At 74.4% G+C, this 11904-nt stretch carries 10 protein-coding genes; 7 read left to right on the top strand and 3 right to left on the bottom strand.

The features are described from left to right. The first annotated feature begins 53 nt into the window (after positions 1-53). On the top strand, positions 54-1115 hold the full coding sequence (locus tag AC27IY_RS25425) for a phosphotransferase family protein (protein WP_487179375.1): 1062 nt from the start codon (positions 54-56) through the stop codon (positions 1113-1115). Positions 1116-1133: 18 nt separating this feature from the next. On the opposite strand, the gene AC27IY_RS25420 is transcribed toward AC27IY_RS25425, so the two are convergent. Then, positions 1134-1781, bottom strand: coding sequence for a response regulator (locus tag AC27IY_RS25420; protein ID WP_344214652.1), 648 nt, complete (start codon positions 1779-1781; stop codon positions 1134-1136). After that, positions 1778-3052 carry a sensor histidine kinase gene (locus AC27IY_RS25415; RefSeq protein WP_487179374.1) on the bottom strand — a complete coding sequence of 425 codons (1275 nt, stop codon included), beginning with the start codon at positions 3050-3052 and terminating at the stop codon, positions 1778-1780. The genes AC27IY_RS25420 and AC27IY_RS25415 overlap by 4 nt, the downstream gene beginning before the upstream one ends. 111 nt (positions 3053-3163) lie before the next feature. On the opposite strand from AC27IY_RS25415, the gene AC27IY_RS25410 reads away from it, so the two are divergent. From AC27IY_RS25410 to AC27IY_RS25385, 6 genes are all read left to right on the top strand, one after another. Beyond that, complete coding sequence (locus AC27IY_RS25410; RefSeq protein ID WP_423452801.1) at positions 3164-3397, top strand: hypothetical protein; 234 nt, start codon at positions 3164-3166, stop codon at positions 3395-3397. Then, positions 3394-3885, top strand: a complete 492-nt coding sequence (locus AC27IY_RS25405; RefSeq protein ID WP_344214647.1) for a PH domain-containing protein — start codon at positions 3394-3396, stop codon at positions 3883-3885. The genes AC27IY_RS25410 and AC27IY_RS25405 overlap by 4 nt, the downstream gene beginning before the upstream one ends. A 44-nt stretch (positions 3886-3929) precedes the next feature. Beyond that, positions 3930-5588, top strand: a complete 1659-nt coding sequence (locus AC27IY_RS25400) for a PH domain-containing protein (protein WP_487179373.1) — start codon at positions 3930-3932, stop codon at positions 5586-5588. A 274-nt stretch (positions 5589-5862) separates the two neighbouring features. Continuing rightward, positions 5863-6531, top strand: a complete 669-nt coding sequence (locus AC27IY_RS25395; RefSeq protein ID WP_487179372.1) for an ATP-binding cassette domain-containing protein — start codon at positions 5863-5865, stop codon at positions 6529-6531. Then, positions 6528-7337 (top strand): ABC transporter ATP-binding protein, encoded by an 810-nt coding sequence (locus AC27IY_RS25390; RefSeq protein ID WP_364445677.1) that lies wholly within the window; start codon positions 6528-6530, stop codon positions 7335-7337. Before AC27IY_RS25395 ends, AC27IY_RS25390 begins: the two co-directional genes overlap by 4 nt. Then, on the top strand, positions 7334-10339 hold the full coding sequence (locus AC27IY_RS25385) for an FtsX-like permease family protein (protein WP_487179371.1): 3006 nt from the start codon (positions 7334-7336) through the stop codon (positions 10337-10339). Before AC27IY_RS25390 ends, AC27IY_RS25385 begins: the two co-directional genes overlap by 4 nt. A gap of 8 nt (positions 10340-10347) precedes the next feature. Here AC27IY_RS25385 and AC27IY_RS25380 read toward each other — a convergent pair whose 3' ends face one another. Further along, entirely contained in the window at positions 10348-11745 is a 1398-nt protein-coding gene (locus AC27IY_RS25380; RefSeq protein ID WP_487179370.1) for a hypothetical protein, read from the bottom strand. Positions 11746-11904 lie beyond the last annotated feature (159 nt).

Raw genomic sequence — 11904 nt, 5'->3', positions numbered from 1 at the left:
TGGTCGGGGGTGTACGACAGGTGAACGGCAGGTGTGCACCCGGGAGGCCGACCGTGACGGAGCAGATGCGTACTTCCACCCGTGACCTCCACGAACTCCGTGAGCAGGTGACCGCGTGGCTGCGCGGCAAGGTCGGCAAGGACGCCTCCGTGTCGGAGCTGGAGCGCCCCACCGACAACGGCATGTCGAGCGAGACCCTGTTCTTCACCGCGACCTGGGAGGGGCGGCGTACCCGCTGCGTGGCACGGCTGGCACCTGCGGGGGAAGCGGTTCCGGTCTTTCCCGACTACGATCTGCGGTCGCAGTTCGAGATCATGCGTTTGGCCAGGGAAAAAGCTGGGATTCCAGCGCCCAGGACGCTCTGGTTCGAGCCGGACCCCGCGCCGCTCGGCTCCCCGTTCTTCGTCATGGAGCGGGCCGAGGGGCTGGTGCCGCCGGACGTGCTGCCGTACACGTTCGGCGGCTGGCTGTGCGAGGCCGCCCCCGAGGACCAGCGCCGGCTGCAGGAGGCCAGCGTGGGCGTCGTGGCCGCGCTGCACCGGACCCCGTTCACCCCGGACGAGCTGGCCCTTTTCGGACCATCGGGCCTGCGCGCGCACGTGGACGCCCAGTACGCCTACTACCGGTGGGCGCACGGCAGACGTCCCATCCCGCTGCTGGAACGGGCCTTCGCCTGGCTGGAGGCGCACTGGCCGGAACAGCCCGGCCCGGACGTGCTGCTCTGGGGCGACGCCCGCATCGGCAACCTGATGTTCAGGGACTTCGTGCCGGTCGCGGTGCTCGACTGGGAGATGGCCGCGGTGGGGCCGCGCGAGCTGGACCTCTCCTGGATGATCTTCCTGCACCGCTTCTTCCAGGACCTCACCGTCGCCATGGGCCTGCCCGGCATGCCGGCCTTCATGCGCACCGAGGACGTCTGCCGCACCTACCGCGAACTGACCGGCCACGAGCCGCGCGACATGGGTTTCTACGAGATGTACGCGGCCCTGCGCCACGGCATCATCATGGCCAGGATCTGGCAGCGCAGGGTCCACTTCGGCGAGCAGCCCGATCCGGACGACCCCGACGACCTCGTCCTGCACCGGGCGACGATCGAACAACTCCTCACCACCTGACCCGGCCCGCCGGCCGGGTCAGGCCGCCGCGTCGTAGACCAGCAGCGCCACCTGGACCCGGTTGTTGAGTGCCAGCTTGGTGAGGATGCGCGAGACGTGCGCCTTGACCGTGGGCACGCTCATGTACAGCTCGCTCGCGATCTCGGCGTTGGAACGGCCCTGCCCCACGGCCATCGCCACCTCCCGTTCGCGCTCGCTGAGCCGGGCGAGCAGCCGACGGGCCCGCGCGGTGCGCTCCCCCGCGCCGCCGTCGGAGACGTGCGTGATGAGCTGCCGCGTCACGGCGGGCGACAGGATCGGCTCGCCCGCCGCGACCTTCCTGATCGCCTGCACCAGGTCGGCGGGGGCGATGTCCTTGAGCAGGAACCCGGCCGCCCCCGCCCGCAGCGCCCGCAGCACCTGCGCGTCGGCGTGGAACGTGGTCAGCACCACCACCTCGGGCGGCGCAGCCGTCGCCCGCAGCGCCTCGGTGGCGGTGAGGCCGTCCACGGCCGGCATGCGGATGTCCATGAGCACCACGTCCGGCCGGTGCTCGGCGACCAGCGGCGGCACCTCCGCCCCGTCCGCGGCCTCGCCCACGATGGCGATGTCACCGGCACCGCCCAGGATCATCGACAGGCCGGCACGCACCATCGCGTCGTCGTCGACCACGAGCACCTTGATCAATGCCTCTCCCCCGCCACTTGCCCGGCCGCCCCCGCCACCTGCTCCACCGTCTCCCCCGCCGCCTCTTCTGGCCATGGCAGCCGGACGCGCACCACGAACTCCCCCTCCGGCGTCGGGCCGTGCTCCAACCGGCCGCCGGCCAGCTCCGCCCGTTCGGCCAGCCCGATGAGCCCTGCCCGTGCGCCCGGGATGCGAGGGAGATGGCGGGCGCCGAGCGGGTTGCGGACCTCCGCCGACAGCTCCGAGCCCGGGGCACCGGCAACGGTCACGGTGACCGGCTGCCCGGCGGCGTGCTTGCGCGCGTTGGTGAGCGCCTCCTGCACGATGCGGTAGACGTTGCGGCCCAGCCCGTCCGGCGCGTCGCCCGCCCGCTGCTCCAGCCGTACGTCCATGCCGGCCTGGCGGCACTCCTCGACCAGCGACGGCAGGTCGGCGAGCGTGGGCTGCGGCCGGTCGGGCACCTGGTCGTCGCCGCCCTCGGACCGGGGATGGCGCAGCACGCCGATCACCTGGCGCAGGTCCTGCAGGGCGAGGTGGGCGTTGGTCCGGATCGCCCCGGCCGCACGGGCGATGTCTGCGGCGGGCGCGTCCGGCCGGAACTCCAGCGCGCCGGCGTGCAGGCTGAGCATCGAGATGCGGTGGGCGAGCACGTCGTGCATCTCCCTGGCGATGCGCTCGCGTTCGAGCCGTTTGGCCTCCTCGGCGGCGCTCGCGGCGCGCTGGCGCAGCGACCAGATGAGCTGGCGCCTGGCCCGTACGACGATGCCCCAGGCGCAGACGGTCAGCAGCAGGGCCGACAGCAGGACGCCCCACTCCAGCGGCTCCATGTCGTCCTGCGGCCTGATCCACATGTACGGCGGGATCGTCAGGAGGTGGAGCAGCATGATCGGCCCGGAGACCTTGAACGGCCGGTGCACCGCCACGGTGAACAGCGCCACCAGCCCCGCGCCGCCGGCCAGCTCCAGGAAGGTCGAGAGCACCAGCATGACCAGCGCGAGCGCCACCGGCCAGCGGCGGCGCAGCCACACCGACACGCACGAGAGCGCGCCCACGATCTGCTCGGTGAGCAGGAGCGGCTCCGGCTCGTCCTGCACCTCGGACAGGGCGAGCAGCGTGATGCCACAGGCGACCAGGAAGATCGCGATGTCCACGATCCAGTCGCGGGTGGAGCGGCGCACCGGTCGGCCCTCGTTGCCGTCGCCGAGCAGCACCGAGGGCAGCACCCATCGGTACTCGGGCACCGGCCCGTCCTCCACGCGCACGTCGCTCACGTTCATCGAGGTTAGGCCCTGCCGAGGTCGCGCCGATAGCGACCAAAGTCGATACCGTGCGAGACCTGCGGACGATGCGGGCCGGGCGGCCGGCGGGCGAGCCTTGGTCCCGTGAGAACGGTGCTGACGGTGCTCGGCTGGCTGCTGCTCCTCCAGGGCGTGGCCGGCCTGGGCAACTCGCTGCTCGGCCTGTGGCCGTGGACCGAGCGGCTGCTCGTGGCCAACCATCTGGGGTTCCTGCGGGGGCACGAGGTGTTCGCGGCCATCGTGATCGGCGTGCTCGGCTTCGTGCTGCTCGCCGTCGCGGACACGGTGTCACGTACGCAGGAGGAGGAGGGCAGGTGACAGGGACGTCGATACGCCCGCCGCGCAACCGGGCCGATCCGCGAGCGGTCGCGTGGTGGACGGTGCAGTGGCTGATCCTCATGGTGCCGGTGGCCGCGGCGGCGGGCTGGGCCTACTGGACGTTCACCGACCGGCCGGTGTGGCTGGGGCTCGTCGTGGCGGCGTTCGGGGCGGGCTGCCTGGCGCTGGCGGTCGCCGCGCCACGGGCGTACTACCGGGTCGAGCGGTGGGAGGTCACCGACGACGCCGTCTACACGCGCAAGGGATGGCTGACGCACACCTGGCAGGTGGCGCCCATGTCACGCATCCAGCGGATCGACACCGCGCGGGGGCCGGTGCAGCGGTTGTTCGGGCTGGCTGACGTGACGGTGACCACGGCCTCGTCGGCGGGCGCGATCACCATCGCGGCTCTCGACCACCAGCTCGCCGCCGACCTGGCCGAACGCCTGACCGCCCGCACCCAGGCCACTCCCGGAGACGCGACATGACCGCCCCGGACCAGCCCAGGGGACAACTGCCCCCAGAGCACTCCGTGTACGAAACCAAAGCCGGCCACGCTGCGAACGACGCCCAGGCGCCCACGGCGACTGGAGGCCCGGCCGCCGAGGCCGGGTGGCAGTTCTCTGACGGGCGGTCGGCGGAGGAAGGCGGCTGGCGGGCGCTGGCCGGGCGGTCGGTCGTGGCGTCGGCGGTGAAGTCGCTGGCGCTTGTGGCGCCCGCCGTGATCGGGCTGGTGCGCCTGTTCACCGGCGCCGGGTGGCCGACCTGGGGGCTGGTCACGGCGTGCGCGGCGGCGGCGGTGCTCATCGTGGGAGGCGTGGCGGCGTACGACGTGGCCCGGCTCAGGTCCACGCGCTGGCGGCTGACCGGCGAGCGGCTGGAGCTGCGATCCGGCATCGCGGTGCGGCGCGCCCGCGCGATCCCGCGCGACCGGGTGCGGAGCGTGGACCTGCGGGCCGACCCGGTGCTGCGGCTGCTCGGGCTGACCGTGGTCAAGGTCGGCACCGGCGAGCGCGTGGCCGACGGCGACGAGCTGACGCTGGACCCGCTGACCAGGAACGACGCCGAGACGCTGCGCCGTACGCTGCTGCGCGGCGCGGCGGCGGACGAGCAGTCCGGCGAGGAGGTGGATCGCGACGCGCCGCTGGCCGAGCTGCGGTGGTCGTGGGTCCGGTACGCGCCGCTGACGGTGTGGACCTTCGCCGGGGCGGCGGTGGTGCTGGGCGTGGCCTACAAGGCGGCGGAGCGGCTGGGACTGGAGGACCTGGCAGAACAGGCGGCCGGGCCGGTGTGGGACTGGGTGACCGCTCATCCGCTGCCCGCAGTCGTCCTGCTGCTCACCGCCAACGTCGCCGTGGGAGCGCTCGGGGCGGTGCTGCTGTTCGCCGAGTCGTGGGGGCGCTACCGGCTCGACCGGGAGCCGGGACGGCTCCGGCTGCGACGCGGCCTGCTCACCACCCGCTCGCTGACGCTGGAGGAGCGGCGGCTGCGCGGGGTGGAGGTCAGCGAACCGCTGCTGCTCCGGCTGGGCGGCGGGGCGCGCGTCAAGGCGATCGCCACCGGACTCGGCAAGGCCGCCGACAGCGAGAGCGAGGACGTCGGCGCGCTCACCCCACCACTTCCTCGCCCTCTGGCCTGGCGCCTGGCCGACGCCATCGCGAGGGCGAACGCCGGCACGGATGCGGGGGCCGGACTGGTACGGCATCCGCCCGCGGCACAGCGGCGGCGGGTCGTGCGCGCGGTCGTGGTCGTGGTGGTGCTCGCCGCCGTCGCAGGCGTGGTGTCCTGGTCGGTGCCGTGGCCGCAGCCCTGGATGCGGGCCTGGGTGTGGGCGGTGCCGGCGATGGCGGCGCCAGTGGCTTGGTGGGGCGCCGTGACGGGGGCGCGGAGTCTCGGGCACGCCCTCGCCGGGCGGCATCTGGTGACCCGCCACGGAGCGCTGGTCCGGCGTACGGTCGCGCTGGAGCGGGCGGGCATCTCGGGCTGGACGATCACCGAATCGTTCTTCCAGCGGCGGGCCGGCCTGGTGACGGTCTCGGCCACCACCGCCGCGGGTGACGGCCACTACGAGGTCCTGGACGTGGGCCGCGGCGACGGGCTGGAGCTTGCCGCGCGGGCGGCCCCGGACCTGCTGGAGCCGTTCCTGGTAAGGCCGGCAGACGGGCCACCGAGCAGCCGGCGGGATGGGTGAACAAGCGGGCCGCCAGACCGGTTGACGGACCGAGCGCCGAGTGGGCCGACACCGAGCCCAGGTGAGCCGGTCCAGCATGCCGCCGCGCGAGCCCGTACCGCGGGAGAAAAGGGAGAGCCGCGTGACCTCGTTGTTTTGTCCATGCCCCTGTGTTGGACAAATCAGGTCCCGCGGCTCAAGTGCTTGCAGACATAACGGTATTTGGCCCACTTGCAACCGAGTTGCAGCCGTATTAACCGTTGACGGAGATCACTGGTCAAGAGATGATCCGCGGGTGTCGCCAGGACCCGCGCTCGCCTGCCGCACACTGAGCTGCCGGGCCGGCGGGCGTACGATCATCGAGGATCTCACCCTGGAGTTCGAGCCGGGCGAGCGCGTGGCGCTCATAGGTCCGTCAGGCTCCGGGAAGACGACGCTGCTCACCACGCTGGCCGGGCTGCTGCCGCCCGCCGCGGGCCGGGTGCTGGCCGGCGGCGTCCCCCTGGACGAGCAGCCGGAGCTGCGGGCCGGGCTGGCGCTGGTCTTCCAGTCGTACGGGCTGCTGAGCCTGCTCACGGCGGCCGAGAACGTCGAGGTCGCGCTGCGGGCGGCGGGCCGGCCCCCGCGCGAGGCGATGCGGCTGGCGGCGGAGGCGCTGGACCGGCTGCGGGTGGCGCGGTTCGCCGACCACCTGGTCGAGGAGCTGTCCGGAGGCCAGCAGCAGCGGGTGGCGGTGGCGCGGGCGCTGGCGCTGCGGCCCCGGGTGCTGCTGGCCGACGAGCCCACGGCCGAGCAGGACGCCACGCATCGCGCCCTCGTCCTGGACGAGCTGCTCGCGATCGCGGCGCAGGGCACCACGGTGGTGCTGGCGACCCACGACCCGGAGGTGGCCGAGCGCTGCGACCGGGTGATCGAGCTGCGGGCGCTGGCCGCCTCCTCCAGGCGGGCGAGGAGGGGCCGGTGAGCCTCGTCAGGTGCGACGGCGTCGTACAGATCTACCGGGCGCAGGACGTCGAGGTCGTCGCGCTCCGCGACGTCGACCTGACCATCGGCGCGGGCGAGACGGTCGCGCTGCTCGGGCCGTCGGGCGCGGGCAAGTCGACCCTGCTGTGGCTGCTTGCCGGGCTGCTGCGGCCGAGCGCGGGCCGCCTGTGGCTGGACGGCGCGGACCTCGGCCGGCTCGACCAGCGCAGGCTGGACCGGCTGCGGGCCACGCACATCGGCATGGTGCTGCAGAACCCGGCGCGCAACCTCATCGGCCACCTGTCCGCCGCCCAGAACATCGCCTTCGCCCAGCGCGCTGTACGCCGGGACCGGCGGCGGGCGCGCGAGCTGCTGGCCCGGGTCGGCCTGGCGGACGCGGCCGACCGCCCGGCGGGCCGGATGTCGGGCGGTGAGCAGCAGCGCCTCGCGCTGGCCGTGGCGCTGGCCAACGCCCCCAGGCTGCTGCTCGCCGACGAGCCCACCAGCCAGCTCGACGAGGAGTCCGGGCGGCGGGTGATCGAGCTCGTCCGGGACGCCGCCGGTGACGGCACGACCGCCGTCGTGGTCACCCATGACCCGGCCGTGGGCGAGGCGCTGGACCGTACGGTGACGATCAGGGACGGCCGGGTCGGGGCGGAGGGCCGGCGCGGCGAGGACTTCGTGGTCGTCGGCAGGGAGGGCGCCGTGCAGGTGCCGCCCGAATACCACCATCTGCTGCCGCCCGGCTCCATGGCCAGGATCGAGGAGCTGGAGGACGGCATCGCGCTGCGGAGGGCCGAACCGTGATCCTGCGCGGTCTCTGGGAACGCCGCACGCTCTCGCTGGTCGTGCTGCTCATCGCGATCGTCCCGATCGCCTCGGCGGCCGTCGGGCCGATCTACGCCGCCGCCGCCCGCACCACCATCGCCCGGGAGGCGCTCGCGGCGGCCCCGGTCGAGGGCCGCGGCTGGCGCTACACCACCACCGAGGGCGACATCGAGGCCAAGGTGGCGGCGTTCACGGCGGGCGCGGACTTCACCACCAAGCCGATCTACGGCCTGGAGCTCACCAGCGGCCGGCGTGACGACGAGCGGGCGTTCTCGCTGGTGTGGCAGGACGGGCAGTGCGCGCACCTGACGCTCGCCGAGGGCCGCTGCCCGCGCGCCGGCGGCGAGGTGATGGCGAGCCAGGCGACCGGGTTCGAGGTGGGCGAGACCGTCGAGCTGACGACGGTCATGCAGACCGGCTCCGGCACCACGGGGCGCGAGTCCGCGCCGCTGACCGTGGTCGGGCTCTACCGGCCCGGCTCGGCGGCCGACCCGTTCTGGTTCGGCCGGACGCTGTTCTCCCCCACCGGCGAGCCGAGCTCGGACAAGGCCGACGCGCTGTTCACGGTGCCGGAGACGCGGCTCGACACGTACATCGTCAACTCCGGCGTCACCATCGGCTCGGCCGACGCGCCGGGCGGCTGGACCGACTACGCGGTCATCGGCATCGACCCCGCCCGCCTCGACGGCGCCGACCTCGACCGGCTGAGCGCCATGCAGGCCGCGGCCGAGGCGGCGGGCCGCGACAGCCGGGTCATCGTCTACTCCCGGCTGGCCGACACGCTCAAGGTCATGACCGCCAACGCCGACGCGCTCGGCGTCCCGACGCTCCTGGTGATCGCCCAGCTCGTCGCGCTCGGCTGGATGCTGCTCTTCCAGACCGTCGGCGACCTCGTACGCGCCCGCGGGCCGGAGATCGCGCTGGCGCGGCTGCGCGGCCTGCGCCGGACGCGGGTGTGGCTGTTCGCGCTGGCCGAGCCGCTGCTGCTGCTGGCCGCCGCAGTGCCGCTCGGGCTGTTCGCCGGGCACGTCGCCGCGGGCGCGATGATCCGCGCGCTGCTGCCGCCCGGCATCCCCGTGGCCTTCCCGCTCACGGCCGCGCTGGCCGGGGTGGCGGCCATGCTGGGCGGGCTGCTGGCCGCCGGGCCGGTCGCCTGGCGGGTGGCCACCCGGCCGGTCACCGAGGAGTGGCGGCGCACCCCGCGCCGCTCGGCGCGCGGCTGGGTGCTGGACGCCGTGGTCCTGGCGATCACCGCGCTGGGGCTGGTCGAGCTGCTGGCCGCCGGCGTGCTCACCGACGTCTCGGGACGCGGTTCGAGCGCGATGGCGGTGCCGGGGCTGATCGCGCTCGGCGTGGCGCTGCTGGCCGGGCGGGCGCTGCCGGTGCTCACCCGGCGGCTGTTCGCGGTGACCCGCAGGCGGGGCGGGCTCGGGCCGTTCCTGGCGCTGCGGCAGGTGGCGCGGGGGCCGGTCACGGCGGGCAGCGTGGTGGTGCTGGGGGCCGCGTTCGGGCTGGCCACGTTCGCGGTGTCGGCGTGGAGCGCCACGTCGGGCGACTACGCGGAGACGGCCAGGTTCCACAACGGGGCAGCCACGGCGATCACCGTGCGGCCGGTCGAGCCGCGCGAGCTGATCGCCGCCGTGGCCGCCGCCGACCCCGGCGGCCGGACCGCCGCGCCCGTGATCACGGTGCCGGGGCCGCCGCAGCTGGTCGCCACCGACCCGGCGCGGCTGGCCGCGATCGGCGCGGCCTGGCGTCCCGAGCTGGCCGGGGGCACGTCGCTGGAGCAGGCCGCCGCAGCGCTGGAGGGGCCGCGTACGCCGCGCGTGTGGGTGCGCGGCGACCGGTTCCGCGTCCGGCTCCGCCACGACCCGCCGCCGGAGGGCTGGCGGATCCGGCTGTCGGCGGTGTTCCGCGTGCCGGGCACGCTGCGGCCCGCGCAGCTCCCGCTCGGCGAGCTGTCCGGCACGTCGGGGACGCGCGCCTGGAACCTGCCGCCCGCCTGCGCCCGCGCGGCGTGCGAGCTGCGCGCCTTCCGCGGGGAGCCGGTGCCGCCGCCCGAGTACGCCCAGTCCGCGTTCGTACGGGTGACCGTCGCCGGAATGGCCGTACGCGACCAGGGCCAATGGCGGTCGCTGGAGCTGCCCGCGTGGCGGGTGGACGAGGACCCTGACGCGCGCGACGGCTCGTTCGTCGTCACCGACACCGGCAACCAGACGCTGCGCCCCGACACGTACGCGCCGGAGCCTGCCGCCGTCTCCGTCGGACCGGTCGGCAGGAAGGCGGTGCCGGGCCTGGACAGCGGCTACGCCACGCCGGTGCGCGCCGCCGTCACCTCGGCCGCCGGGCCCGGCCTGACCGACGCGGGCGTCGTCATGGATCTGGAGCAGGCCGACCGGATCGCGTACGGCGTGCACGAGAAGGGCGTCCACCAGGTGTGGACCCGGCTGTCCGACACCGCCGCGCTGGAACGCGAGCTGGAACGCCAGGGGCTGTCGGTGGTGTCGCGGCGGACCGTGACGGAGCTGACCGCGTCCTTCGCCGGGCAGGGGCCGGGGCTGGCGCTGTTGCTGCTGCTGGTCTCCGCGCTCGCCGCCGCCGCGCTCGCGCTCGGGCGGACCGTGCTCGCCCTGCACACGGCGGCCAGGAGACGCGGCTACGAGCTGGCCGCGCTGGAGGCGGCGGGCGCCAGGGTGGCGGCGCTGCGGATCGCGCTGCTGCTGGAACAGGTGATCACGGTGGCCGCGGGCACGTTCGCCGGGCTGGCGGCCGGGCTGCTCGCGGCCTGGGCGGCGCTCGGCCGGATCCCGCAGTTCGCCGTGGCGCCGGTGACGCCGCCGCTGCCGCACCACGTGGCGGCGGCGCCCGTCGCGCTCGTCGTGGGCGCCGCGCTGCTGCTCAGCCTGGTGGCCGCGGCGGTGGTGGCGGAGCTGCTGCTGCGCGGCGTACGGGTCGAACGCCTGCGCGACGCCCCCGCCTGACCGCCGCGTCAGCTCCCGACCGGGCGTCTGGTCATCTCCGTCATGAACGTCCTGGCCATCTGCAGCACCCCGCCCATGGCCTCCTTCTCGGACATGAGCCGGACCTTCGGCGAGTTCGTGGCCGCGTCCTTCGGCCGCTGGTGGCCGGAGTAGTCGACGCGTACGACCACCGCGCCCTTGCGCATGAGCACCGAGCCGCTGGAGGCCGCCACGTCGCTGTGCCTGGTCTGCACGAACTGCTGGTACGCCTGGTCGCCCAGGTCCTTGCGATCGACCAGTTCGCCCCAGGTGATGCCGCCCATGGACGCGCCCGCCATGTTCTTGTCGCCGCCGCGCTGGGTGGCGTAGTAGGACTTGGCGCCGCTCTCGTCGGCCTGGCCGGTACGGTCGCTGAAACGGTGCACGGTGATCAGCACGCTGCGGATCTTCTTCGTGTCCGCGTCGTCGCCCGGCAGGTCCAGGTTGAGCCAGCGGCACTCGGTCTGGCTGTCGCCGCCCTCCTCCAGCCCGCGCGCCCGCGTCGTGGGGCTCGGCACCAGCTCGGTGGCCTTCGCGCCGACGGCCGTGCAGAACGCGGGGAACGCGGCCAGCACGGTCGGCGAGGCCGACGGCTTCGGGCTGGGCGAGGAGGTGACGGCGGGCTCGTCGGCCTCGGCCAGCACGTTCGGGTTCTTCGCCTGCCAGGCCGCCACGCCCTTGGCGAAGTACGCGACCAGGCCGCTGACCTCGCGCAGCGCGTTCGCCTCGGTGATCGACTGCCGGGTCTCGCTCGACAGGATCTGGGCGTCCTTCTTCTGCTGGTCGGCCTGGAACTTCACCTTGATGGTGAAGTCGCCGACGCGGGCGTTCGCGGTGCCGAACGAATACCACAGGAGCTTGTCGCGCCGCCACGTGTACTGGGCGAACGCGCCTTCGCCGACGCCGGGGATGTCCTTGATCGGGGAGATGTACTCCTTCCCGCCGGGGTCCAGGGACGGCTTGGCGGTGGCGGCGTACTTGCCGCCGCGGTACTCCGCCTCGTAGGCGTTCTGGGCCTGGCTGCGGCCGGTCTTGGCGCCCTCGCCGCGGTATTGGGCGATCTTGACGTCGATCTCCCTGCTGCGCCAGTACTCGCCGAACGAGATGCGGCGGTTGACCCAGTTGCAGCCGAAGTCGACGGTGAACTCGCCGTCGCGGGAGGACTTGGCGACGGTCGCACCGGGCACCAGGCGGTCGGCCTCCTCCTTGGGGAGCATGCCGCACACGTCGGGGCCCTTCGCGCCGGAGGCGGCGGAGGCCGACGAGGACGCCGCCGGCCTGCCATCGGCGTCCCCCGAGCCCACGGGCGCCTCGCCGGAGGTGAGCACGAACACGCCCACGCCCCCGGCCGCCACGAGCACCACCACGCCGGCGGCCAACACCGGCATCAACCACCCACGCCGCCCCGGACCCGGCACCGACGGGGGCTGCGGCACCGTGGGCGCCGTGGACGGCATCTGCGGCGAACCCCACGACTGCCCACCCGGCGAGTGGGGTCCCGGTGGCTGGGCATCCCACGATTGCCCGCCCGGCGCGTGCGAGGCCGG

It is taken from the genome of Nonomuraea sp. B208 (genome assembly GCF_057536035.1).
The sequence above is the reverse complement of the archived record's forward strand: the minus strand, read 5'-3'. Positions and strand labels throughout refer to the sequence as shown.